This window comes from Bacillus sp. YP1 (assembly GCF_000877815.1).
Lineage (GTDB): Bacteria > Bacillota > Bacilli > Bacillales > Bacillaceae > Bacillus > Bacillus subtilis.
On sequence record NZ_CP010014.1, the window covers coordinates 372670 to 398647 of the forward strand.

Sequence of the window (25978 nt, forward strand, 5' to 3'; positions counted from 1 at the left end):
GAAAAGATGTAAAAATGTAATCGTGCGCTATTCTGGCGGAGGTATGGTGTCCTATTGACGAAGAAAAACACGCCGTTTTTTCAGTTGCCAGTAGTCCGTCGACCGTCGTTCAGCAAACATATCGTACCTCAAATTCAGGGATCTGACAAGGCAGTTTGTTGCTTCCCATTACCATCTGTTATATGATTTTGATGAAGAAAAACCCTTGAATATATTCAAAAGAGGTATTATATATGGACGATTTTAAATTAGATAAGCCGACTCCCTACTACCTGCAATTTTATAACCAGCTAAAAAAAATGATCTTCAACGGGACTTTTAAGCCTGGGGAACGGATAAACGAAACACAGCTGGCGAAAAGCTTTGGCGTCAGCCGCTCTCCGATAAGGGAAGCCATGCGATTGCTTGAGAAAGATGGTTTGTTAAAAGCGGATGACCGAAATGGATTTTCGATCACGTCGTTAACGGCAAAAGATGTAGATGAGATTTATAAAATCAGAATTCCGCTGGAGCAGCTGGCAGTCGAATTAGTCATAGACGAAGCGGACGAAGAAGAGCTGACCATACTCGAAAAACAGCTTGAAGAAACAGAGAAAGCGATTCACAACGGCACGGAAGATACAGAAATCATTCGTTTAAACCAAAAATTTCATGAGCTGCTGGTTGATTTCAGCCATAACAGACATTTGAAAAATTTGCTTGAGCATGTAAATGACCTGATTCATTTTTGCAGAATCCTTAATTATACCGGCGATCACCGCGCAGAAACGATACTGCGTGAGCACCGCAGGATATTTGAAGAAGTGAAAAAGAAAAACAAAGAAGCAGCCAAACAGCATGTGCTGGCTCATTTCAATCATGACTGTGAGCATTTGAAGCATGTGCTTGAAGAAGGTAAAGAGAATTGATTTCTATGATCCGGTACCAAGGGGGAGCAGAACCCTTGGTTTTTTTATGTATTCACCACATATCTAAGAGGCCCCGTTAATAAGATTTTATGATGGTTTGACTAACGAATAATGGGGGTTAAACATGTTTATCCATATCGTCGGGCCTGGTGATTCTTTGTTTTCGATAGGCAGAAGATACGGTGCTTCTGTTGATCAAATACGGGGTGTGAATGGTTTAGATGAAACGAATATCGTGCCGGGGCAGGCTCTGCTTATCCCTCTTTATGTATATACAGTCCAGCCGGGAGATACGCTTACCGCCATTGCAGCTAAAGCGTTTGTGCCATTAGAGCGACTGCGAGCGGCCAATCCGGGCATCAGCCCAAATGCTTTACAAGCGGGAGCAAAAATAACGATTCCTTCGATCTCAAATTACATTGCGGGAACATTGAGTTTTTATGTGCTCCGTAACCCAGACCTCGATCGGGAATTAATCAATGATTATGCGCCATACTCGTCTTCGATTTCGATTTTCGAATACCATATTGCACCGAACGGCGACATTGCAAACCAATTGAATGATGCGGCCGCTATTGAGACAACTTGGCAAAGGCGAGTCACGCCGCTGGCAACAATAACGAACCTTACATCAGGAGGCTTCAGTACGGAGATTGTTCACCAAGTGCTAAACAATCCGACAGCGAGAACCAATCTGGTCAACAACATTTATGACTTAGTTTCCACAAGGGGATATGGCGGTGTCACAATCGATTTTGAGCAGGTGAGCGCCGCGGATCGCGATCTTTTCACTGGGTTTTTACGCCAGCTGAGAGATCGACTTCAGGCGGGAGGGTATGTGCTGACGATAGCTGTTCCTGCAAAAACAAGTGATAATATTCCATGGCTGAGGGGCTACGATTACGGGGGGATAGGAGCGGTTGTCAATTATATGTTTATCATGGCTTATGATTGGCATCATGCCGGAAGTGAGCCGGGTCCTGTAGCGCCGATTACTGAAATAAGGAGAACCATTGAGTTTACGATTGCGCAGGTGCCGAGCAGAAAAATCATTATCGGAGTCCCGCTCTACGGGTACGACTGGATCATCCCGTACCAGCCGGGCACAGTTGCTTCAGCGATTTCAAATCAAAACGCAATCGAAAGAGCGATGAGGTACCAAGCCCCGATACAATATTCAGCCGAATATCAATCACCGTTTTTCCGGTACAGTGATCAGCAGGGGCGGACGCATGAGGTATGGTTTGAGGATGTCAGGAGCATGAGCCGGAAGATGCAGATCGTCCGCGAATACAGATTGCAGGCTATTGGCGCTTGGCAGTTAACGCTGGGCTTTACACCGGGCCCATGGCTACTGCGGAAATTTTTTACGATCAGAAAAGTGTAAAAAAAGACACCAGAGCTTGGGTGTCTTTTTTTTGATTAAGTCCAGAGCAGCAGAATAGTTCATTCATTTGTACCTTGCATGGGTTGTGTTCCCATTTTACGATTAGTAGTAGTCTGATCAAACAAAGAGTCAGAATACGATTTGAGAAGGAGTTGTCTACATGAAGACAGTATTGATTTTGAATTTTCCTGCGGAAGGCCATGTGAATCCTACCTTAGGCATTACAAAAGCGTTTTCCGATAAGGGATATGATGTCCATTATATATCCACTGAAAAATATAAAAAACGATTAGAAGCAGCGGGAGCAACGGTCCATCTTCACCGGGATCTGCTGCGAACAACACCTATTCATGTCGGTTCGCCCAATGGCATTCTTGATTTCGTGAAAATCCATATCAAAACGTCATTGGACATTTTACAGATTGTCAAAGACTTATCTAAGAGCATTCAATTTGATTTTGTTTATTATGATAAATTCGGCGCGGGGGAATTGGTAAGGGATTACTTAGATATTCCAGGGGTCTCTTCATCGGCGTCTTTCTTGTTTGGCGAGGAGCACCTGAAAATCCTGCCGCTGCATCCGGAGTCTGGAGCGCCGCTTGAATTGGATCAAGAGTGCGAAGATCTTTTGGCAAAAATGAAAGAAACGTACGGTGTTGCCCCGAAAAACCTGGTTCAATTCATGAACAATAAAGGGGAATTGAACGTAGTGTATACAAGCCGTTATTTTCAGCCAGAAAGTGATCGTTTCGGGGATGAATGTCTGTTTATCGGGCCAAGCTTTCCAAAGAGAGCGGAAAAAACGGATTTCCCGATTGAACAGCTAAAAGATGAGAGTGTCATTTATATTTCAATGGGGACTGTACTGGATCATACAGAGGATTTCTTCAACCTTTGTATTGATGCATTTTCAGGCTTTAACGGAAAAGTCGTCATCGCTGCCGGAGAAAAAGCGGACCTGACCAAATTAAAGCAGGCGCCGGAAAACTTTATCATTGCTCCGTATGTCCCTCAGCTGGAAGTGCTGGAGCAATCGGATGTTTTCATTACACACGGCGGAATGAACAGCGTAAACGAAGGCATTCATTTCAGCGTGCCACTGGTTGTCATGCCTCATGACAAGGATCAGCCGATGGTGGCGCAGCGTCTCTCTGAACTCCATGCAGGCTATGTCATCTCTAAAGATGAAGTCAATGCCCAAATATTAAAACAGGCCGTAGATGAGGTTTTGCGCAACGATCAGTATACGGCAGGCATTAAAAAAATCAATCAAAGCTTCAAGGAATGTATGGACATGGAAGAAGTGATGGAGCGGATTGATGAGTTGATTCGCCAAAAAAACAAATAAGAAAAAGAACTCCCGTACCTTGTACGGGAGTTCTTGATTTAAAACTTGATTTTGATTTTTTGAGCATCACTGATTTTCTTATGGTTATGGTCAAAGACGTCACTTGTCGTGATTTCGATCCACTTGATCTCTTTTGTTTTCTTCTCAGCATCCTCGGCCTTATCATGAGCATGGCGGCTTGATGCGTTCACAATAAAGCCGAGATTTCCGGACTTTTCGGCGCCGCCTTCCAATTCGCCGTTTAACTCTTCAAGATAAATATCTTTGTTCCATTCAAAGGTTTCGCCCGTATTTGTTTTCATCAATGCAATCGGCGCAACATTTACTTTTTTTGAAGAGGTGTTCTTGATATCAACGAAAACCTTAACGAAATCAAACTCTTCATCGTGTGTTAACTCATGAAAGTAATCAATCATGCTGTAGTCCGGGCGCAAGTGGATCAGCTTCATTTCTTTTACTGTTAACTCCACGTCGCCAATCTTATAGGTTTTGTTCACTTGTTTGATATCTTTTAAGACAGCTTTTCCTTTATCATCTGAAAACGTTTGGCCGACCTTAAGCAATGATCGGTCATCAGTTACCTGGGAATTAGGCTGATAATCATCTGTGCTGTCCTTCTGGGATGAAGTGCTTTGCGGCTCAGCTTTTACTGTTTTCTCCCCGCCTGCATGCTGTTTTTCAGTACTGGCGTTTGATGAGCAGCCCGCAAGCATGATAGCAAAAACGAAAATTGAAAGAATTCTTCTCATGATGATTCCTCCATTAAAAAGAGATCCCGTTACTTCATACAAGCAACGGGACACCTTGTATTCTTTTACTTATCGTTAATCTTAATGTTGTATTGTAAAGCCTTGAAAACATTTTTGGCGATTTCTGTATTGTCGATTTGGCCGGCAAATGTCTCACTAGACGGACCGTATGCATAGACGGGAACATCTTCACCGGTATGTCCGCCTGTTGTCCATCCAGTGTGAGAGCGTTTATTAAAGATGTTCTCGATTGCGTTATCGATATCCAGTACTTCCTTCGATTTTGCCGCTTCTTCAACAGATTGAATTTCGGCTTTTGTTAAAGCCAATTTCTTTTGATCGATATATGTTTTCAACGTTTTTTCAACATCCGCGCCGTCAGCGATCTTTTCTGCCATAAAGTCTGGTGTGCGCTTGGCGGCTTTAATGGGTTCACTGAACCAGTTGTAGATGCCGTCCGCACCGATGGAATATCCGCCGGTTGAGTGGTCAGCCGTTGCGACAACCAATGTGTGCTTGTCTTTTTTAGCAAAATCAATAGCCGCCTTATAAGCTTGTTCAAAGTCTTCCATCTCGCTCATGGCGCCGACGATATCATTGTCATGGCCCGCCCAGTCAATTTGGCTGCCTTCCACCATGAGGAAGAATCCGTCTTTATCCTTGTTTAATTTTTTTATGGCTGTGTTTGTCATATCTTTAAGTGATGGAATATCCTTCGTCCGGTCAATCTTTTTAGGCAGGCCGCCGTCAGCGAATAGGCCGAGAACTTGGCTGTCTTTGTTTTTCAGCATGTCCTTGCGATCATCCACATAGCTGTACCCCGCCTTTTTGAATTCCTTAATCAAATTACGGTCCTTACGGTCAAAATTGCTCTTTCCTCCGCCTAGAAGGACATCAATTTTGTGCTTGCCGTTGACCATCTCATCAAAATAATCATCCGCAATTGAGTTCATATTTTTTCGGCTGTGGTCGTGTGAACCAAAAGAGGCCGGAGTGGCGTGTGTAATTTCTGAAGTGGCCACAAGTCCTGTTGCTTTTCCTTTTTCTTTCGCAGCTTCAAGCACCGTTTTGGCTTCTGACCCGTCGTTATCAACGGCTATGGCATTATTGTATGTTTTAATTCCCGCAGACATAGCCGTTGCCGCCGCTGCAGAATCCGTTACATTTTGTTCAGGATCATCGGGGTAAGTTGTTTGCTGGCCGACAAGATACTGATCAAAAGCCGTAGGCTCCACAACTTTTGTCTTTTTATTATCCTTTAAGTATCGATAAGCAGACGTATAAGACACACCCATACCATCACCAATCAGAACAATAACATTTTTAATTTCGTCTTGGTTCCCCTTTTTCTTTTCCTGGGCGCTGGCTTCAGGCACACTGCCGCTGGCTAAGCTGCTGAACGCAATTGATGATAAAATCGCGATAGGCAGTAATTTCTTCGGGAATTTTTTCAACTGGATAACCTCCTAAATATAGATGAATCTCAATGACAACCCAATTATATTTTTAAACTGTTAAGCTAGTATTAATCGATTTTAAAGATTGGATTTACAAGAATAATGAACTGCTATCAAGAGAAAGGAAAGAGTGATAGTACTATAGAAATAAATTGGAGGAATAGATACTGGCCGTGGATAGGCGGACTGAAATCTGCTATAGTCGCATAGAAGCAACCCGCTTACATCTTGAACAATTTTAAGGATTATGTTGGAAAGAGGTATTGTGTAAGCACATGTCTGAGCAGTTCATATGGAGTGGCATCATTTTATTTTAGGAGGGAACAACATGGACATTTTTTCTGAGTATTTAGCGGGGATTGATGACCCGTTCCACCGAGAAAGAACGGAAGAGGTGTTAACTTGGATAAAAAATAAATATCCAAATTTACATACAGAAATAAAATGGAACCAACCGATGTTTACGGATCACGGTACATTTATTATTGGCTTTAGTGTTTCTAAAAAGCATTTAGCTGTCGCTCCTGAAAAAGTAACGATAGCGCACGTAGAGGATGATATTGTGAAGGCAGGATATGACTACACCGAGCAGCTGATACGTATCCCTTGGAACGATCCAGTTGATTACACGCTACTTGAGAAAATGATTGAGTTTAATATTCGGGATAAGGCAGACTGCTCCACTTTTTGGCGAAAATGAAGGAAAAAGGCATAACATATGAGCTGTATAAAATATGTTACACCTTTTCATTTGTCTATTTTTCGTTTTGATCATCTATTGCTGCTTTTCTTCAAACAAGGTCTTTTCATTGAGCGTAAGCTGGCTCGCAGAATAATGATTACCTTGTTTCCATTTCACTTCAATCGTAATATCATGGCCTTCAAGCTCATGTTCATCTAACCGCTCTAAAAAAGAAACGGACTTTTCTTTTGCGCTTCCATCAGAAAAAGTGCCTCCAGCATAATCATGCATCGGGATTTCCGTGTCAGAACTCAGCAGAACTTCATCATCCTTTTTTACAATCAGTGATTCCAAATAAGTGTTGTCTATTTCAATTGTATCACCGATCCAATAAAGTTTGCCGCTGTATTCATTCGGTGCATCTTCATTTTTTGTGAAAATAGCTTCCCAATTCTGGTCTTTGCTTTCTCCCTGCCAATTCGGATACTCCAAACGAACATGATGAATCAGGTGATAGGAAAAAAAGATCAAGCAGAAAGCGATTAATAGGAATGCCATGAAAATGAGAGGGTATTTATAATGACTGGACATAAAAGACTCCTATTCGTTTAATCAATTACCTTCGAAAATAGAATTTCATCCCGAATCAAAATGCCGTTTTTAGCCACCTCGGGAATCTCCGGCTTGAGTCGGCGCGCTTTTTCAACTGCGTTCGGAAACACTGCAGCGAATTGATAGCCTCTCTTTTGATAAAACGCCATCGCATGTACATTATCATTCGTTGTGATAAGCTTTATTCGTTGACAATGTGCATGTTTAGCCGTCTCTTCAACCTGCTGAAGTAAAGCTGTGCCGATTCCTTTATTTTCAATCATACTATCTAATGAAATAATTTCACAATCTTTCCCATCTATCAAGTATGTAATACAGCCAATGATTTCGCCGCTTTCATTTACTGCGGCAAATCCATCTAATTCATCACACCGAAAAATGCCGCTGGAAATCGCCATCTCGGGTGTACCCCATTGCTTGGCAAAAAAATCGGTCAACATATGTTTCGCTATCTCATTGTTTGGGATGATGATCATCATAACACTCCTCTATTGAAAGATTGCATATGTACTATCAATATAAACAATATATAACAAAAAAAATAGATATTGAGGTGACGGCATGGAAATCAGCGATGTTATTTACGGGCACCACCATATAGATGGAGTACTGGAAGAGCTTATCAAAAGCGCTCCTGTGCAAAGATTAAAAGGGATCTATCAAGGCGGAGCAAGCTTTTTAGTCAATCGAAGGTGGAATGTGACCAGGTATGAGCACTCCATCGGCGTAATGCTCCTCATCAAAAAGCTCGGAGGAACGATAGAAGAACAGATTGCGGGTCTGCTCCACGACGTATCACACACAGCTTTTTCTCATGTGGTCGACATTGTCTTTGAAAATCAAGCAGAAGACTATCATGAAAACATCTTTCAACAAGTCATTGTTCACTCTGAAATCCCGGACATTTTACAAAAACACGGCTATCATACTGAAGAACTTTTATCTGACGATTCAAGGTGGACATTGCTCGAACAGCCCGCACCGGAGCTGTGTGCTGATCGGACAGACTATACGCTGCGTGATATGTACCGATATGGACACATTAACCTGCACGAAGCGCAAACCTTTTTGGATCATCTTATTGTGAGAAACGGAAGGATGTTTCCTGATAGTATTGAAGCCGCCGAATGGTTTGTCAGTGTGTACTACAAGGAAGTAATTGATTTCTTTTTGAATCCTGTGAATGTATATGGATATGAATATTTAGCGCGAGCATTGAAGGCAGCGCTGCGGCATGATGTCATATCTGCAGAGGATCTGCTGAAAACGGACCAAGAGGTACTGAACATCCTGCGTGCATCAAAAAATGAAGAAGTCCTGAGCTTGCTTACATCCATTCATCCCGGCATACAAGTAATAGAGGATGACATCCAGTACGATTTCCATCAAAAGAAGAAAATGCGCCTAATCGATCCATCCATTTTTCTTGATGACAAATGGATCAAATCCTCAGGTGTTTCTGAAAAGGTGAGGAAAATGGGTGAGGCCGCTTATCAAAAAGCAAAAAAAGGTGTATATATAAAAATCTTAAAGCAGTAATTGCCGCCTGACAGCGGCTTTTTTTATGTTTGGCTTTGCAAACAAAGGGGAATAGGACAAACTGCGGGAACGCTTTATGAGAATATCAGCGTATTTACATACCGTTCGGGGGTATAGTATTATCGAGAGGGCATGTTTTCATTGTCTGCGGGCAAAAGTTACAGGAAAAAAATGAAGCAAAGGAGAATGAACATGAAAATCTCTAAAAATGCACTGGGAATTCTGATGTTATCTCTTGTTTTTGTTTTATCAGCATGCGGCAATAACAACAGTACGAAAGAAAGCACACATGACAATCATTCAGACTCCTCAACACATGAAGAGATGGACCATTCCGGATCAGCTGACGTTCCAGAGGGATTACAGGAATCTAAAAATCCGAAATACAAAGTAGGCAGCCAGGTAATCATCAATACTTCCCATATGAAAGGCATGAAAGGTGCTGAAGCTACGGTAACAGGTGCCTATGATACAACTGCGTATGTTGTTTCTTATACTCCGACTAATGGGGGACAGCGTGTGGATCATCACAAATGGGTGATCCAAGAAGAAATCAAAGATGCCGGAGATAAAACGTTACAACCCGGAGATCAGGTGATTTTAGAGGCTTCTCATATGAAAGGCATGAAAGGAGCAACAGCCGAGATCGATTCCGCGGAAAAAACAACTGTATACATGGTTGACTATACATCGACAACAAGCGGCGAAAAAGTGAAAAACCACAAATGGGTCACCGAAGATGAGCTTTCAGCTAAATCATAAAAAATCCTCCTTTTACAAGGAGGATTTTTTTGCTGTCTGAACAGGTCTTGTTAAAGAAATGAAAGCAAACAGGACAGCGATGATCACAATCGATCCGCCGCACCATGCCGTTGACACCACAGTACCCGTCTGATCCAAAACAACACCGCCAATGGCTGAGCCAAGGGCAATTCCGACTTGGAGGGCCGATGTGTTAAAGCTTTGCTGAATGTCAGACGAATCAGGTGCAATTTCAATTAAATAGCTTTGCTGAGCCGGGGCGAGGCTCCAGCTCAGAAGACCCCAAATCACCATGACAGGCAAAAAGAAAATCATAGACGATGTAGACAGCGGCAGTAAGAACATAATGATGGCAAAGGAACCGGTCACCAGCAAAATGCTCTTAAAGGAACCAAGCCGGTCAGATAGCGCTCCTCCGAAAGGGCCTCCGCATACAGCAGATATCCCGAAAAGGAAATAACAAATGCTGACCCAGAAAGAGCTCAGGTGAAGAGTCTCTTCTAAAAACGGCGCAAAGTAAGCGTAAAGCGTGTAGTGGCCAGCTAATGTAAACATCGTGACGAGGTGTGAACTCGCGATTTTCAGATTACCGATCGTCTTGAGTTGTTCCCGGAAAGGAATCATTTTCTCCGCCGGTATTCTTTCAAAGAAGATTGAAATAATCAGCATGGAGATCAGTGCCAACAGGCCGATGCCAAGGAACAAAATCCGCCACCCGAAGGAATCGCTGATTAAGATTCCGAGCGGCACGCCTAATGCGATAGCAGAGCTGAATCCCATAAAAATAATTCCGATTGCGCGGGCTCTGTATTCAGGCGCTACAATTTTCGGGGCAATTGTTAAAGAAAGCACAACAATCAGCCCTGTACTCATTGCTGCCAATACCCTAGATACCATCAGTGTTGCGAAATTAGGGCTGAAATAGGCGACAAGATTGCTAAGGAAGAAAACAAATAAAGCAATTAGATATAAGCGCTTCCGCTCAATCTTCGCAGTCAATGCCAAAAGCAGCGGCCCAGATACTGCATATCCCAGCGCAAACACACTGATCAGCTGTCCGGCTGAAACAATGGAAATGTCTAAATCATTTGCGATCTGAGGAAGAATTCCCCCCACAATTAACTCAACCAATCCGACTGCAATCGTAGAAGCTGCAAGCAGGAAAACTTTGAAATTCATAACAAACTCCTTTACTTAAATGTTTTGATAAATAAAAAAAATCCTGATTACAAAAAATGTCATAAACAAATTTTGTAATCAGGATTTTACGGTTCCTGGTAGACACCCTCAAACCATATTATTGAGGTTATACAAGTGATAATAGCTATTTAATTGATTCGTTTCCGTTGATGAGTGTACCACATTATGAATGAATCTTCCATAGAAAAATTTATAAAATGATGAACCGGACAAGCATATGATTATATTTATTTTACAAAAGTATAGACATTTAAAAATAAATGACTATAATAATCCATGTAAGCGTTTTAATCACAAGGGGGGATAGCAGTTGAAAAAAATATTACTCGCGTGCAGTTCAGGAATGTCTACCAGTTTATTGGTGACAAAAATGAAGGAATACGCACAGTCTATCGGTGAGGAAGCAGAGATTTGGGCTGTTGGCCAGGATAAAGCAAAAGAAGACATGAGAAAAGCGGATGCCGTTTTGATCGGTCCGCAAATGAGCTTTCTGAAAAGCGAACTCCAAAAAGAAGCGGATCAATACAACATTCGGGTTGAAGTCATTGACATGATGGCCTACGGAATGGCAGATGGGAAAAAAGCGTATGAGCAGGCATTGTCCTTAATGGTGAATCAATAATGGAACAGATGAAAATCACGAATTTAACAGACGAGCAAATCAGTTTTCAGCTAATCCTGCACAGCGGAAATGCCCGCAGCTGCATCATACAATCACTGCGCGCCTACAAAGAAGGGAACAAGGACGAGGCTGATGCCCTCATTGCCAAGGCTGAGCAGGATTTATCCGCGGCCCATGACATTCACTTTCAAATGATACAGAAGGAATCCGGCGGAGAAGCAACAGCTTTTTCATTGCTGCTTATGCATGCAGAGGATCATCTGATGTCAACATTATCCATGAAAGAATTAGTGAAAGAGATGCTTGATCTCTTTAAAACCAAGAATCTATAAATAATCGGGGTGGATAGGGTGTTCGAGAAAATCAGCCAATTCCTTGTTCCAATTGCAGGGAGGTTAAACAATAACCGCTATTTGCAAGTGTTGCGTGATGCATTTATGCTGGCTTTCCCGCTGACGATATTCGGGTCCATTTTTGTCGTGTTAACGAATTTGCCGTTTCTAAACAAAATCATGAATGCCTCAATGCTTACATCGTTTCAGTCTCATTTCGGCATTGCCTCCACGGCGACTATGGGCATTATGTCTGTCTTTGTTGTGTTCGGGATAGGCTATTACCTGTCAAAAAGCTATCAGGTCGAAGCTGTATTTGGCGGAGCGATCGCTTTGGTTTCCTTTTTGCTCTTAACGCCATTTATCGTTCAGCCAGAAACAGGAGATGCCATTACAGGGGTTATTCCGGTCGACCGTCTCGGTGCAAAAGGGATGTTTCTTGGGATGATTACGGCATTTCTTTCTGGTGAAATTTACAGAAGAATCGTTCAAAAAAACCTGACAATCAAAATGCCAGCCGGCGTTCCGCCTGCTGTAGCAAAATCATTCGCCGCACTTATTCCGGCTTTTATCACATTGACCGTATTTTTGCTGATTAACGTAATGGTGACTCTGTTTTTTAAAACAAATATGCACGACGTCATTTATCATGCGATTCAGGCTCCGCTTGTCGGACTTGGAAGCGGTATCATTCCAACGCTGATTGCCGTGTTTTTCATTCAAATTCTTTGGTTTTTCGGACTGCATGGACAGATCATTATCAACTCCGTGATGGACCCGATTTGGAATACACTGCAGGTAGAAAACCTTTCTGCTTACACGGCGGGAAAAGAAATCCCTCATATTATTTCAAAACCGTTTATGGAGATTTATACAGTAGGGATGGGCGGAACCGGGATGACGCTTGCGATTGTGTTTACCATTCTCATATTCATGAAAAGCAGGCAGATGAAGCAAGTATCAAAACTTGGCCTTGCTCCCGGTATTTTTAACGTAAACGAACCGATTATCTTCGGGCTTCCGATTGTCATGAATCCGATCATTATTGTGCCTTGGGTGCTGGCGCCGATGGTTGTTACGCTCGTCACCTATTTGGCCATGTCAGCGGGGCTCGTTCCGCCTCCGACTGGTGTGACGGTGCCGTGGACGGTTCCATTATTCATTAATGGCATCATGGCGACGAACTCAATCATGGGGGGCGTGATGCAGCTTATCAATCTGCTGATTGTCTTCGTGATCTGGTTTCCGTTCCTAAAAGCAATGGATAAATTAAATCTGGCAAAAGAAAAAGAACAGGCTGTGCAGGAGACAGCTGCTCAGCAAAATGATAACAGCATAAAAATGTGACATAAGGGGAGAGAGACTTGGCACAAACAGAACAATATCGTTTTCCAAAGGATTTTTGGTGGGGATCATCGGCTTCAGCAACACAAACGGAGGGTGCCGCCGACAGAGACGGAAAAGGCCAGAATATATGGGATTATTGGTTTGAAAAAGAACCGCATCGTTTTTTTGATCATGTCGGCCCCGCAGACACATCCCAATTTTACGACAACTATAAAGAAGATATCAGGCTGATGAAGGAGCTTGGCCACAACTCGTTCCGGATGTCGATTTCCTGGTCACGTTTAATACCAAACGGAACGGGCGAGATCAACGATAAAGCCGCAAATTTCTATAACAATGTCATTGATGAGCTGATCGCTAACGGAATTGAACCATTTGTCAATTTGTTTCATTTCGATATGCCGATGGCGCTTCAAAAAATCGGCGGCTGGGTCAACAGAGAGACGGTTGACGCGTATGAAAACTATGCAAGAACGTGCTTCCGTTTGTATGGCGGACGGGTGAAAAAATGGTTCACGCATAATGAACCAATTGTTCCCGTAGAAGGCGGATACCTATATGATTTTCATTATCCAAACAAGGTCGACTTTAAAGAGGCTGTCCAGGTTGGATTTCATACGATGCTGTCAAGTGCCCGTGCGATTCAGGTTTACAGGGAGATGGAGCAGGACGGAAAAATCGGAATCATTTTAAATTTGACTCCATCATACCCGAGAAGCAGCCATCCGGCGGATGTGAAAGCCGGGGAAATCGCAGACGCGTTTTTTAACAGATCTTTTTTAGACCCATCTGTCAAAGGCGAATTTCCCAAAGAGCTGGTTGACATTTTGAAGCATGAAGGCTTTATGCCAGATTACAACGCTGAAGATCTTGACATCATCAAAAAGAACACGGTTGACCTGTTGGGAGTGAATTATTACCAGCCGAGACGTGTGAAAGCGAAAGAACATCTTCCGAATCCCGACGCTCCTTTTTTGCCGGACAGGTATTTTGATCCCTACGTCATGCCGGGCCGCAAAATGAATCCGCATCGCGGCTGGGAGATCTATGAAAAAGGCGTTTATGATATTTTGATTAATTTAAAAGAAAACTACGGCAACATCGAGTGTTTTATCTCTGAAAACGGTATGGGGGTTGAAGGTGAAGAGCGATTCAGGGATGAACAAGGCATCATTCAAGATGATTACCGGATTGAATTTATAAAAGAGCACCTCAAATGGATTCACCGCGCCATACAGGAAGGCTCGAACGTAAAAGGCTATCACTTATGGACGTTCATGGACAACTGGTCTTGGACAAATGCCTATAAAAACCGATACGGGTTTGTATCAGTCAATCTTGAGAAAGACGGAGAAAGAACCGTCAAAAAGAGCGGAAAATGGTTCAAAAAGGTTGCTGAGCATAGCGGTTTCTAGGTTTTCCTAAAGGTCAAGATCTTCCGGCAATCATCATAACGAATAGAGATGACGAAAATCCGCAACATTGATGAAATAGGGAAAAGAACTTATGATATCCGTAAAAGCTTATGTGATATCAGACTCTAACAGCTGCCGGAGGATACCAATGAATAAATACGAAATCATTGCAAATGAAATGAGAAATAGAATTAAAAATAACGTATATCCGATCGATCAGCCCATTCCTGATGAAGTATCTCTTGCAAAAGAATTTAACTCAAGCCGCATGACGATGAAGAGAGCCTTGGATAATTTAGTTGCCGAGGGTCTGCTGTTCAGAAAACGAGGCCATGGCACGTTTATTATTCAATCTGCAATACAGGATGACCATGTACATGTAGTCAGCAATGAGATTCTCGGATTGACCAACTTGCTGAAAGATAAAAAAATCCAAAGCAAGGTCATTCAGTTTGAAGTGCAATTTCCCACTGAGGAAGTGGCCGCCCATTTGTCTATTGATCAGAAAACACCGGTTTATTATGTCGTTCGGCTGCGAATTGTAGAAGGTGAACCCTATGTATTAGAAAAAACATATATGCCGACTCATTTAATACCGGGCATTAATGACGATGTCCTTCATGATTCGATCTACAATCACATTACAAATGTGCTGCAGCTCAAAATCGCCGGAACGCATCGGAAAATCAGAGCCTGCAAATCTGATCATATTGACCAGCAGCATCTGGGCTGTAAACAGGATGATCCAATTCTGGAAGTGGAACATGTGGGCTTCTTAGATACCGGGATTCCATTTGAATATTCCTTTTCACGTCATCGGCATGACAAGTTTGTTGTGACTTCTGTAAACATACGGCGCTGATTGCGGAGACAACAAGGAGGCCATCTGCATGCTTGGCGGTATTGAAGCAGGCGGCACAAAGGTTATTTGTGCTGTCGGTAAAGAAGATGGAACAATCATTGACCGAATAGAATTCCCTACAAAGATGCCGGATGAAACGATAGAGAAAGTGATTCAATATTTTCGCCAATTTTCATTACAGGCGATCGGCATCGGCTCCTTTGGCCCCGTTGATAACGATAAAACCAGTCAAACATACGGTACCATTACGGCCACGCCGAAAGCGGGCTGGAGACACTACCCCTTTTTGCAAACTGTTAAGAACGAAATGAAAATTCCAGTCGGATTTAGTACAGATGTCAACGCTGCGGCGCTGGGTGAATTCCTTTTCGGTGAAGCGAAGGGTCTCGACAGCTGCCTGTATATAACGATTGGTACTGGCATCGGTGCGGGCGCAATTGTAGGGGGCAGGCTCCTTCAGGGGCTGTCGCACCCAGAGATGGGCCATATTTATATCCGGAGGCACCCGGATGACGCATACCAAGGGAAGTGTCCTTATCATGGAGATTGCTTTGAAGGCTTGGCTTCCGGTCCCGCCATTGAAGCGCGCTGGGGAAAAAAAGCCGCGGATTTATCAGGTATAGCACAAGTCTGGGAACTGGAAGGGTACTATATTGCCCAAGCACTGGCTCAGTATGTTTTGATCCTTGCACCTAAAAAAATCATTCTTGGCGGCGGCGTCATGCAACAGAAACAAGTGTTTTCTTATATCTATCAATATGTACCGAAAATCATGAACAACTACTTAGATTTTTCTGAATTGTCAGATGATATAAGTGATTATATTGTACCTCCACGTTTAGGCAGTAACGCCGGAATCATCGGCACGCTAGTTTTAGCGCATCAGGCCTTACAAGCAGAGGCAGCATCCGGGGAGGTGCGATCATGACGCATCCATTATTTTTAGAGCCTGTCTTTAAAGAAAGACTATGGGGAGGGACGAAGCTTCGTGACGCTTTTGGCTACGCAATACCCTCACAAAAAACAGGTGAGTGCTGGGCCGTTTCTGCACATGCCCATGGCCCGTCGGCTGTAAAGAACGGCCCGCTGGCAGGAAAGACACTAGATCAAGTATGGCAAGATCACCCAGAGATATTCGGGTTTCCGGATGGTAAGGTGTTTCCGCTGCTGGTAAAGCTGCTGGACGCCAATATGGATCTCTCCGTGCAAGTCCATCCTGATGATGATTATGCAAAACTGCATGAAAATGGCGACCTTGGTAAAACGGAGTGCTGGTATATCATTGATTGCAAAGATGACGCCGAACTGATTTTGGGACATCACGCAAGCACAAAGGAGGAATTCAAACAACGAATAGAAAGCGGTGATTGGAACGGGCTGCTGAGGCGAATCAAAATCAAGCCCGGAGATTTCTTTTATGTGCCAAGCGGTACACTCCATGCATTATGTGAGGGAACCCTTGTCCTTGAAATCCAGCAAAACTCTGATACAACGTATCGCGTATACGATTATGACCGCTGTAATGACCAGGGCCAAAAAAGAACTCTTCATATAGAAAAAGCCATGGAAGTCATAACGATACCGCATATCGATAAAGTGCATACACCGGAAGTAAAAGAAGTTGGTAACGCTGAGATCATTGTTTATGTGCAATCAGATTATTTCTCAGTGTACAAATGGAAGATTAGCGGCCGAGCTGCTTTTCCTTCACATCAAACCTATTTGCTGGGGAGTGTTCTGAGCGGATCAGGACGAATCATAAATAATGGTATTCAGTATGAATGCAATGCAGGCTCACACTTTGTCTTGCCTGCGCATTTTGGCGAGTTTTCAATAGAAGGAACATGTGAATTCATGATATCTCATCCTTAATGAATGGGGGAGTTGCATTTGTTTAAGAAACATACGATCTCTTTGCTCATTATATTTTTACTTGCGTCTGCTGTTTTAGCAAAACCAATTGAAGCGCATACTGTGTCGCCTGTGAATCCTAATGCCCAGCAGACAACAAAAACAGTGATGAACTGGCTTGCGCACCTGCCGAACCGAACGGAAAACAGAGTCCTTTCCGGAGCGTTCGGAGGTTACAGTCATGACACATTTTCTATGGCTGAGGCTGATAGAATCCGAAGCGCCACCGGGCAATCGCCTGCTATTTATGGCTGCGATTATGCCAGAGGATGGCTTGAAACAGCAAATATTGAAGATTCAATAGATGTAAGCTGCAACGGCGATTTAATGTCGTATTGGAAAAATGGCGGAATTCCGCAAATCAGTTTGCACCTGGCGAACCCTGCTTTTCAGTCAGGGCATTTTAAAACACCGATTACAAATGATCAGTATAAAAAAATACTAGATTCTTCAACAGCAGAAGGAAAGCGGCTAAATGCCATGCTCAGCAAAATTGCTGACGGACTTCAAGAGCTGGAGAACCAAGGTGTGCCTGTTCTGTTCAGGCCGCTGCATGAAATGAACGGTGAATGGTTTTGGTGGGGACTTACATCATATAATCAAAAGGATAATGAAAGAATCTCTTTATATAAACAGCTCTACAAGAAAATCTATCATTATATGACCGACACAAGAGGACTTGATCATTTGATTTGGGTTTACTCTCCCGACGCCAACCGAGATTTTAAAACTGATTTTTACCCGGGCGCGTCTTACGTGGATATTGTCGGATTAGATGCGTATTTTCAAGATGCCTACTCGATCAATGGATACGATCAGCTAACAGCGCTTAATAAACCATTTGCTTTTACAGAAGTTGGCCCGCAAACAGCAAACGGCAGCTTCGATTACAGCCTGTTCATCAATGCAATAAAACAAAAATATCCTAAAACCATTTACTTCCTCGCATGGAATGATGAATGGAGCCCAGCAGTAAACAAGGGTGCTTCAGCTTTATATCATGACAGCTGGACACTCAATAAGGGAGAAATATGGAATGGCGATTCTTTAACGCCAATCGTTGAATGAATCAGTAATGTACAATAAGAAGGTGCTCAAGAAGTTTCTTGAGCACCTTCCCACTGGATTAAGCATTCATATCGCCTAACCCAGGACTGTGTTCATTCGGTATTTCAGGAAGCACTGGTACGGGAAACCCTGCCGGAGGATCTATTACTTGTAACTCTCCGCCATTTCGGCTTGGAGATTTCCCTTGATAGATTTCACCGATTCTCGTTTCATCCAACCTAAAGTTAAACTGTGCATTATGGTAGCCTAATTCGACATACTTTCTGCACTCAGGATATTTATTAATGTCATAATTCGGTACAGGGAGGAGCTTCGCCCACTCAACGCCCAATGTCTCGAGCGCTTTCGCGAATGCATTCTGGTGAGCATTGTCGCGTACAATCAGAAAAGCAAGTGTTTCGCGGAACGTCTGATTAGAGCTCATTTCATAAATTCTTGTTTTTTGCAGCACACCTGTCGACTCAAGAAGCAGATTATCAAGCAGGTCAGTAATTAAGTTTCCGTGGTTATACACCCACGACCCGTTCCACGGATTGCCCCCTGCATCAACAGGAAGGGAACTTTGCGCTCCAATAATATAATGATGAGGATTAGCATGTTTAACCGCTTCATCAAGTGGCGCTTGATCTGCACCTTGACTGCCGACACCTTCACCGCCTGATTCATCTAATAAAGCATTGATTGTGTTTTGAACCAGTTCAACGTGGGCAATCTCCTCCAAAAAAATGCCGCGAAGCAGATCGCGGTACTGTTTCTGCTTTCCTCTGAAATTAGAGCTTTGGAAAAAAAACTGCATCATTGTACGCATTTCTCCGTAATGACCGCCTAATATCTCCTGCAGGACCTTAGCAGCTGCCGGGTCTGGCTTGTCCGGTTTAATGATATTAATCAGTTCCTCTTTGTAGTAATACATAACACGCCTCATTTCTTCTTAAGAGATTTTCTTATATTATTTGTAAGATGAGATAAAATATATACATGATAAGCATGGGAAGGCGTGAAAGAAGAAAATAAAAAAATACAGGAAAAGTGTTGACCAAATAAAACAGGCATGGTATATTATTAAACGTCGCTGATGAACAGCGTGAAACAAAACAGAAAAACAAAAAAGTTTTCCTAAGGTGTTTACAAGATTTTAAAAATGTGTATAATAAGAAAAGTCGAATTGAAAAAGATTCGAAAAAACATTAAAAAACTTCTTGACTTCAACATCAAATGATAGTATGATAGTTAAGTCGCTTGACAAGCGCCCGTAGCTCAATTGGATAGAGCGTTTGACTACGGATCAAAAGGTTAGGGGTTCGACTCCTCTCGGGCGCGCCATTTAAGATACCACGCGGGTGTAGTTTAGTGGTAAAACCTCAGCCTTCCAAGCTGATGTCGTGAGTTCGATTCTCATCACCCGCTCCATTATTGAATGATCTTTGAAAACTAAACAAGACAAAACGTACCTGTTAATTCATTTTTATAAATCGCACAGCGATGTGCGTAGTCAGTCAAACTAGGGCCTGCACGACGCAGGTCACACAGGTGTCGCCGCAGGATGCGGTGAACTTAACCTGTGATCCATTTATCGGAGAGTTTGATCCTGGCTCAGGACGAACGCTGGCGGCGTGCCTAATACATGCAAGTCGAGCGGACAGATGGGAGCTTGCTCCCTGATGTTAGCGGCGGACGGGTGAGTAACACGTGGGTAACCTACCTGTAAGACTGGGATAACTCCGGGAAACCGGGGCTAATACCGGATGGTTGTTTGAACCGCATGGTTCAAACATAAAAGGTGGCTTCGGCTACCACTTACAGATGGACCCGCGGCGCATTAGCTAGTTGGTGAGGTAACGGCTCACCAAGGCGACGATGCGTAGCCGACCTGAGAGGGTGATCGGCCACACTGGGACTGAGACACGGCCCAGACTCCTACGGGAGGCAGCAGTAGGGAATCTTCCGCAATGGACGAAAGTCTGACGGAGCAACGCCGCGTGAGTGATGAAGGTTTTCGGATCGTAAAGCTCTGTTGTTAGGGAAGAACAAGTACCGTTCGAATAGGGCGGTACCTTGACGGTACCTAACCAGAAAGCCACGGCTAACTACGTGCCAGCAGCCGCGGTAATACGTAGGTGGCAAGCGTTGTCCGGAATTATTGGGCGTAAAGGGCTCGCAGGCGGTTTCTTAAGTCTGATGTGAAAGCCCCCGGCTCAACCGGGGAGGGTCATTGGAAACTGGGGAACTTGAGTGCAGAAGAGGAGAGTGGAATTCCACGTGTAGCGGTGAAATGCGTAGAGATGTGGAGGAACACCAGTGGCGAAGGCGACTCTCTGGTCTGTAACTGACGCTGAGGAGCGAAAGCGTGGGGAGCGAACAGGATTAGATACCCTGGTAGTCCACGCCGTAAACGATGAGTGCTAAGTGTTAGGGGGTTTCCGCCCCTTAGTGCTGCAGCTAACGCATTAAGCACTCCGCCTGGGGAGTACGGTCGCAAGACTGAAACTCAAAGGAATTGACGGGGGCCCGCACAAGCGGTGGAGCATGTGGTTTAATTCGAAGCAACGCGAAGAACCTTACCAGGTCTTGACATCCTCTGACAATCCTAGAGATAGGACGTCCCCTTCGGGGGCAGAGTGACAGGTGGTGCATGGTTGTCGTCAGCTCGTGTCGTGAGATGTTGGGTTAAGTCCCGCAACGAGCGCAACCCTTGATCTTAGTTGCCAGCATTCAGTTGGGCACTCTAAGGTGACTGCCGGTGACAAACCGGAGGAAGGTGGGGATGACGTCAAATCATCATGCCCCTTATGACCTGGGCTACACACGTGCTACAATGGACAGAACAAAGGGCAGCGAAACCGCGAGGTTAAGCCAATCCCACAAATCTGTTCTCAGTTCGGATCGCAGTCTGCAACTCGACTGCGTGAAGCTGGAATCGCTAGTAATCGCGGATCAGCATGCCGCGGTGAATACGTTCCCGGGCCTTGTACACACCGCCCGTCACACCACGAGAGTTTGTAACACCCGAAGTCGGTGAGGTAACCTTTTAGGAGCCAGCCGCCGAAGGTGGGACAGATGATTGGGGTGAAGTCGTAACAAGGTAGCCGTATCGGAAGGTGCGGCTGGATCACCTCCTTTCTAAGGATATTATACGGAATATAAGACCTTGGGTCTTATAAACAGAACGTTCCCTGTCTTGTTTAGTTTTGAAGGATCATTCCTTCGAAACGTGTTCTTTGAAAACTAGATAACAGTAGACATCACATTCAATTAGTAATACAAGATATCACATAGTGATTCTTTTTAACGGTTAAGTTAGAAAGGGCGCACGGTGGATGCCTTGGCACTAGGAGCCGATGAAGGACGGGACGAACACCGATATGCTTCGGGGAGCTGTAAGCAAGCTTTGATCCGGAGATTTCCGAATGGGGAAACCCACCACTCGTAATGGAGTGGTATCCATATCTGAATTCATAGGATATGAGAAGGCAGACCCGGGGAACTGAAACATCTAAGTACCCGGAGGAAGAGAAAGCAAATGCGATTCCCTGAGTAGCGGCGAGCGAAACGGGATTAGCCCAAACCAAGAGGCTTGCCTCTTGGGGTTGTAGGACACTCTGTACGGAGTTACAAAGGAACGAGGTAGATGAAGAGGTCTGGAAAGGCCCGCCATAGGAGGTAACAGCCCTGTAGTCAAAACTTCGTTCTCTCCTGAGTGGATCCTGAGTACGGCGGAACACGTGAAATTCCGTCGGAATCCGGGAGGACCATCTCCCAAGGCTAAATACTCCCTAGTGACCGATAGTGAACCAGTACCGTGAGGGAAAGGTGAAAAGCACCCCGGAAGGGGAGTGAAAGAGATCCTGAAACCGTGTGCCTACAAGTAGTCAGAGCCCGTTAACGGGTGATGGCGTGCCTTTTGTAGAATGAACCGGCGAGTTACGATCCCGTGCAAGGTTAAGCAGAAGATGCGGAGCCGCAGCGAAAGCGAGTCTGAATAGGGCGCATGAGTACGTGGTCGTAGACCCGAAACCAGGTGATCTACCCATGTCCAGGGTGAAGTTCAGGTAACACTGAATGGAGGCCCGAACCCACGCACGTTGAAAAGTGCGGGGATGAGGTGTGGGTAGGGGTGAAATGCCAATCGAACCTGGAGATAGCTGGTTCTCTCCGAAATAGCTTTAGGGCTAGCCTCAAGGTAAGAGTCTTGGAGGTAGAGCACTGATTGGACTAGGGGCCCCTACCGGGTTACCGAATTCAGTCAAACTCCGAATGCCAATGACTTATCCTTGGGAGTCAGACTGCGAGTGATAAGATCCGTAGTCGAAAGGGAAACAGCCCAGACCGCCAGCTAAGGTCCCAAAGTATACGTTAAGTGGAAAAGGATGTGGAGTTGCTTAGACAACCAGGATGTTGGCTTAGAAGCAGCCACCATTTAAAGAGTGCGTAATAGCTCACTGGTCGAGTGACTCTGCGCCGAAAATGTACCGGGGCTAAACGTATCACCGAAGCTGCGGACTGTTCTTCGAACAGTGGTAGGAGAGCGTTCTAAGGGCTGTGAAGCCAGACCGGAAGGACTGGTGGAGCGCTTAGAAGTGAGAATGCCGGTATGAGTAGCGAAAGAGGGGTGAGAATCCCCTCCACCGAATGCCTAAGGTTTCCTGAGGAAGGCTCGTCCGCTCAGGGTTAGTCGGGACCTAAGCCGAGGCCGAAAGGCGTAGGCGATGGACAACAGGTTGATATTCCTGTACCACCTCCTCACCATTTGAGCAATGGGGGGACGCAGGAGGATAGGGTAAGCGCGGTATTGGATATCCGCGTCCAAGCAGTTAGGCTGGGAAATAGGCAAATCCGTTTCCCATAAGGCTGAGCTGTGATGGCGAGCGAAATATAGTAGCGAAGTTCCTGATTCCACACTGCCAAGAAAAGCCTCTAGCGAGGTGAGAGGTGCCCGTACCGCAAACCGACACAGGTAGGCGAGGAGAGAATCCTAAGGTGATCGAGAGAACTCTCGTTAAGGAACTCGGCAAAATGACCCCGTAACTTCGGGAGAAGGGGTGCTCTGTTAGGGTGCAAGCCCGAGAGAGCCGCAGTGAATAGGCCCAGGCGACTGTTTAGCAAAAACACAGGTCTCTGCGAAGCCGTAAGGCGAAGTATAGGGGCTGACGCCTGCCCGGTGCTGGAAGGTTAAGAGGAGCGCTTAGCGTAAGCGAAGGTGCGAATTGAAGCCCCAGTAAACGGCGGCCGTAACTATAACGGTCCTAAGGTAGCGAAATTCCTTGTCGGGTAAGTTCCGACCCGCACGAAAGGCGCAACGATCTGGGCACTGTCTCAACGAGAGACTCGGTGAAATTATAGTACCTGTGAAGATGCAGGTTACCCGCGACAGGACGGAAAGACCCCGTGGAGCTTTACTGCAGCCTGATATTGAATGTTGGTACAGCTTGTACAGGATAGGTAGGAGCCTTGGAAACCGGAGCGCCAGCTTCGGTGGAGGCATCGGTGGGATACTACCCTGGCTGTATTGACCTTCTAACCCGCCGCCCTTATCGGGCGGGGAGACAGTGTCAGGTGGGCAGTTTGACTGGGGCGGTCGCCTCCTAAAAGGTAACGGAGGCGCCCAAAGGTTCCCTCAGAATGGTTGGAAATCATTCGCAGAGTGTAAAGGCACAAGGGAGCTTGACTGCGAGACCTACAAGTCGAGCAGGGACGAAAGTCGGGCTTAGTGATCCGGTGGTTCCGCATGGAAGGGCCATCGCTCAACGGATAAAAGCTACCCCGGGGATAACAGGCTTATCTCCCCCAAGAGTCCACATCGACGGGGAGGTTTGGCACCTCGATGTCGGCTCATCGCATCCTGGGGCTGTAGTCGGTCCCAAGGGTTGGGCTGTTCGCCCATTAAAGCGGTACGCGAGCTGGGTTCAGAACGTCGTGAGACAGTTCGGTCCCTATCCGTCGCGGGCGCAGGAAATTTGAGAGGAGCTGTCCTTAGTACGAGAGGACCGGGATGGACGCACCGCTGGTGTACCAGTTGTTCTGCCAAGGGCATCGCTGGGTAGCTATGTGCGGACGGGATAAGTGCTGAAAGCATCTAAGCATGAAGCCCCCCTCAAGATGAGATTTCCCATTCCGCAAGGAAGTAAGATCCCTGAAAGATGATCAGGTTGATAGGTCTGAGGTGGAAGTGTGGCGACACATGGAGCTGACAGATACTAATCGATCGAGGACTTAACCATATTTTTGAATGATGTCACACCTGTTATCTAGTTTTGAGAGAACACTCTCAATTTGTTTGGTGGCGATAGCGAAGAGGTCACACCCGTTCCCATACCGAACACGGAAGTTAAGCTCTTCAGCGCCGATGGTAGTCGGGGGTTTCCCCCTGTGAGAGTAGGACGCCGCCAAGCATTACTTTTATCATCGCGGGGTGGAGCAGTTCGGTAGCTCGTCGGGCTCATAACCCGAAGGTCGCAGGTTCAAATCCTGCCCCCGCAACCAAATATATGATTAAATAAGGAGTGCCCTAAGGGTGCAACCAAAATAATCCTATACAAATATGGTCCGGTAGTTCAGTTGGTTAGAATGCCTGCCTGTCACGCAGGAGGTCGCGGGTTCGAGTCCCGTCCGGACCGCCATTAATGTAAACGAAACGATCATGTTTTCGTTTTTTTTGTGTTTTCTTTTACTGTATCTTCTGCTTGGTGTCATAGCCAAGCTTTCTTTATATCGGGAACATCTTGGATATTCCAGCAAAATTCGATAAACTAGGAAGAGCACAAATAGGCATAAGCAGGGTTGAAAGGAGGTTTTGGTTCATGGATGAATTTGATTTGATACATAGCATTACTCCGCGGACCATTCACCATTCTTCCGTTGATGTAGGAATAGGTGATGATGCAGCGCTCTACACTGCGAAACACGGCGTTCAGGAAATTGTTTGTGTTGATACTATGGTAGAAGACGTGCACTTCAAATTACACTATTCCTCACCTGAAGATATCGGGTACAAGGCGTTAGCCGTTAATATAAGTGATATTGCCGCGATGGGAGGCATTCCTAAGTTTTATCTGGTATCACTTGCGGTACCTTCAAAATGGACTGAATCTGAAATCAAGGCGATGTATGAAGGAATGAATGAACTGGCGAAACTATATCATATGGATCTGATTGGCGGCGATACAGTTTCTACCGCTGACAAATTAGTCGTTACAGTCACTGTAATCGGTGAAATTGAAAAGGGACAGGCCTGTTTGCGCAGCTTGGCAAAACCGAATGATATTGTGTTTGTAACCGGTGAAATCGGTTCTTCTGCAGCAGGGCTTTCTTTATTGCTGGAAGAGACTAATCCTCAAAACTCATCTGTGGAAACGGATTACTTTATCCACAGGCATAAACGGCCTGAGCCAAGAGTAAGCGTCGGCAGATTATGCTCGAGTTTTAAGCGAGCAGCTTTAAATGATATTAGTGACGGATTGGCTAGTGAACTGAACGAGATTGCAGAAGCCAGCTGTGTTTCAATTGAAATTGATGAAAGCATGCTTCCAATTCATTCTGATTTGCCTAAGCTTCATCCTAACTGGAAAGAATGGGCTTTGTTTGGCGGTGAGGATTTTGAGCTGACAGGGACGGTTTCAGATGAGGAGTGGGAAGTGTTGAAGCAGGAGTGCGCAGCACGTCAACTTCCCATTACAAAGATTGGCCATGTCAGGGAAAAAACAAATTCTAAAGTGATCCTAAAAACAGATCAAACATCAATGATCTTAGAGAAAAAGGGATATAATCATTTTAAATAAGA

General features: G+C 44.9%; 21 protein-coding genes, 4 tRNA genes, 3 rRNA genes and 1 riboswitch. Of the genes, 22 read left to right on the plus strand and 6 right to left on the minus strand.

Features of this window, described 5'->3' with window-relative positions; translation table 11 throughout:
• Positions 1–233: 233 nt before the first annotated feature.
• The 3 genes from QF06_RS01770 (at position 234) to QF06_RS01780 (ending at position 3643) form a co-directional block, all read left to right on the plus strand.
• Positions 234–908 (plus strand): GntR family transcriptional regulator, encoded by a 675-nt coding sequence (locus QF06_RS01770; protein ID WP_003234129.1) that lies wholly within the window; start codon positions 234–236, stop codon positions 906–908.
• Between the two features lie 124 nt (positions 909–1032).
• Positions 1033–2295, plus strand: a complete 1263-nt coding sequence (locus QF06_RS01775) for a glycoside hydrolase family 18 protein (protein ID WP_015715325.1) — start codon at positions 1033–1035, stop codon at positions 2293–2295.
• A 160-nt stretch (positions 2296–2455) separates the two neighbouring features.
• On the plus strand, positions 2456–3643 hold the full coding sequence (locus QF06_RS01780) for a macrolide family glycosyltransferase (protein ID WP_015715326.1): 1188 nt from the start codon (positions 2456–2458) through the stop codon (positions 3641–3643).
• A 38-nt stretch (positions 3644–3681) separates the two neighbouring features.
• Here the strand turns inward: QF06_RS01780 and QF06_RS01785 are convergent, their stop codons facing one another.
• Entirely contained in the window at positions 3682–4392 is a 711-nt protein-coding gene (locus tag QF06_RS01785; protein ID WP_015715327.1) for a membrane lipoprotein lipid attachment site-containing protein, read from the minus strand.
• Between the two features lie 65 nt (positions 4393–4457).
• Entirely contained in the window at positions 4458–5846 is a 1389-nt protein-coding gene (gene phoB / locus QF06_RS01790) for an alkaline phosphatase family protein (RefSeq protein ID WP_015715328.1), read from the minus strand.
• A gap of 331 nt (positions 5847–6177) precedes the next feature.
• Between phoB and fra the strand changes: the two genes are divergently transcribed.
• Positions 6178–6549 (plus strand): iron chaperone frataxin, encoded by a 372-nt coding sequence (gene fra / locus QF06_RS01795; protein ID WP_015715329.1) that lies wholly within the window; start codon positions 6178–6180, stop codon positions 6547–6549.
• Between the two features lie 75 nt (positions 6550–6624).
• On the opposite strand, the gene QF06_RS01800 is transcribed toward fra, so the two are convergent.
• Both QF06_RS01800 and QF06_RS01805 read right to left on the minus strand, forming a co-directional pair.
• The gene (locus QF06_RS01800) at positions 6625–7122 is read right to left on the minus strand and encodes a YdhH/YoaO family protein (protein WP_015715330.1); all 498 of its coding nucleotides are present in this window, start codon (positions 7120–7122) and stop codon (positions 6625–6627) included.
• A gap of 17 nt (positions 7123–7139) precedes the next feature.
• On the minus strand, positions 7140–7622 hold the full coding sequence (locus QF06_RS01805) for a GNAT family N-acetyltransferase (RefSeq protein ID WP_080332574.1): 483 nt from the start codon (positions 7620–7622) through the stop codon (positions 7140–7142).
• Positions 7623–7704: 82 nt separating this feature from the next.
• Here QF06_RS01805 and QF06_RS01810 point away from each other — a divergent pair, with 82 nt between their 5' ends.
• Both QF06_RS01810 and QF06_RS01815 read left to right on the plus strand, forming a co-directional pair.
• The gene (locus QF06_RS01810) at positions 7705–8682 is read left to right on the plus strand and encodes an HD domain-containing protein (RefSeq protein WP_015715332.1); all 978 of its coding nucleotides are present in this window, start codon (positions 7705–7707) and stop codon (positions 8680–8682) included.
• Positions 8683–8823: 141 nt separating this feature from the next.
• Positions 8824–9444 (plus strand): YdhK family protein, encoded by a 621-nt coding sequence (locus QF06_RS01815; protein ID WP_080031073.1) that lies wholly within the window; start codon positions 8824–8826, stop codon positions 9442–9444.
• Between the two features lie 12 nt (positions 9445–9456).
• Here QF06_RS01815 and pbuE read toward each other — a convergent pair whose 3' ends face one another.
• Complete coding sequence (gene pbuE, locus QF06_RS01820) at positions 9457–10623, minus strand: purine transporter PbuE (protein WP_003234105.1); 1167 nt, start codon at positions 10621–10623, stop codon at positions 9457–9459.
• Between the two features lie 55 nt (positions 10624–10678).
• A riboswitch (purine riboswitch) is annotated at positions 10679–10778 on the minus strand.
• A 176-nt stretch (positions 10779–10954) separates the two neighbouring features.
• On the opposite strand from pbuE, the gene QF06_RS01825 reads away from it, so the two are divergent.
• The 8 genes from QF06_RS01825 (at position 10955) to gmuG (ending at position 18201) form a co-directional block, all read left to right on the plus strand.
• Entirely contained in the window at positions 10955–11266 is a 312-nt protein-coding gene (locus QF06_RS01825; RefSeq protein ID WP_014475989.1) for a PTS sugar transporter subunit IIB, read from the plus strand.
• Complete coding sequence (locus tag QF06_RS01830) at positions 11266–11598, plus strand: PTS sugar transporter subunit IIA (RefSeq protein WP_015252690.1); 333 nt, start codon at positions 11266–11268, stop codon at positions 11596–11598. Before QF06_RS01825 ends, QF06_RS01830 begins: the two co-directional genes overlap by 1 nt.
• Positions 11599–11616: 18 nt before the next feature.
• The gene (celB, locus tag QF06_RS01835; RefSeq protein ID WP_015715334.1) at positions 11617–12945 is read left to right on the plus strand and encodes a PTS cellobiose transporter subunit IIC; all 1329 of its coding nucleotides are present in this window, start codon (positions 11617–11619) and stop codon (positions 12943–12945) included.
• A gap of 17 nt (positions 12946–12962) precedes the next feature.
• On the plus strand, positions 12963–14360 hold the full coding sequence (gene gmuD, locus QF06_RS01840; RefSeq protein ID WP_015715335.1) for a 6-phospho-beta-glucosidase GmuD: 1398 nt from the start codon (positions 12963–12965) through the stop codon (positions 14358–14360).
• Positions 14361–14508: 148 nt separating this feature from the next.
• Positions 14509–15222, plus strand: a complete 714-nt coding sequence (gene gmuR / locus QF06_RS01845) for a transcriptional regulator GmuR (protein WP_015715336.1) — start codon at positions 14509–14511, stop codon at positions 15220–15222.
• Positions 15223–15250: 28 nt separating this feature from the next.
• Positions 15251–16150: an ROK family protein gene (gmuE, locus tag QF06_RS01850; protein WP_015715337.1), complete on the plus strand. Its 900-nt coding sequence runs from the start codon at positions 15251–15253 to the stop codon at positions 16148–16150.
• Positions 16147–17094 carry a mannose-6-phosphate isomerase, class I gene (gene manA / locus QF06_RS01855; protein ID WP_041850757.1) on the plus strand — a complete coding sequence of 316 codons (948 nt, stop codon included), beginning with the start codon at positions 16147–16149 and terminating at the stop codon, positions 17092–17094. Before gmuE ends, manA begins: the two co-directional genes overlap by 4 nt.
• 18 nt (positions 17095–17112) lie before the next feature.
• Complete coding sequence (gene gmuG / locus QF06_RS01860) at positions 17113–18201, plus strand: mannan endo-1,4-beta-mannosidase (RefSeq protein ID WP_041850758.1); 1089 nt, start codon at positions 17113–17115, stop codon at positions 18199–18201.
• A gap of 58 nt (positions 18202–18259) precedes the next feature.
• Here the strand turns inward: gmuG and QF06_RS01865 are convergent, their stop codons facing one another.
• Positions 18260–19114, minus strand: a complete 855-nt coding sequence (locus QF06_RS01865) for a manganese catalase family protein (protein WP_015382918.1) — start codon at positions 19112–19114, stop codon at positions 18260–18262.
• Between the two features lie 333 nt (positions 19115–19447).
• On the opposite strand from QF06_RS01865, the gene QF06_RS01870 reads away from it, so the two are divergent.
• The 8 genes from QF06_RS01870 (at position 19448) to thiL (ending at position 25976) form a co-directional block, all read left to right on the plus strand.
• Positions 19448–19524: transfer RNA gene (locus tag QF06_RS01870), tRNA-Arg, on the plus strand.
• Positions 19525–19537: 13 nt separating this feature from the next.
• Positions 19538–19611, plus strand: a tRNA-Gly gene (locus QF06_RS01875).
• 160 nt (positions 19612–19771) lie between these two features.
• A 16S ribosomal RNA gene (locus QF06_RS01880) occupies positions 19772–21321 on the plus strand.
• Between the two features lie 170 nt (positions 21322–21491).
• Positions 21492–24419 (plus strand): 23S ribosomal RNA (locus QF06_RS01885).
• A 55-nt stretch (positions 24420–24474) separates the two neighbouring features.
• Positions 24475–24590 (plus strand): 5S ribosomal RNA (rrf, locus tag QF06_RS01890).
• Together the 16S, 23S and 5S rRNA genes with 4 tRNA genes alongside form the textbook arrangement of a ribosomal RNA operon.
• 14 nt (positions 24591–24604) lie before the next feature.
• A tRNA-Met gene (locus QF06_RS01895) sits at positions 24605–24681 on the plus strand.
• 60 nt (positions 24682–24741) lie between these two features.
• Positions 24742–24818, plus strand: a tRNA-Asp gene (locus QF06_RS01900).
• Between the two features lie 180 nt (positions 24819–24998).
• Entirely contained in the window at positions 24999–25976 is a 978-nt protein-coding gene (gene thiL / locus QF06_RS01905; RefSeq protein WP_041851247.1) for a thiamine-phosphate kinase, read from the plus strand.
• Positions 25977–25978: the final 2 nt, after the last annotated feature.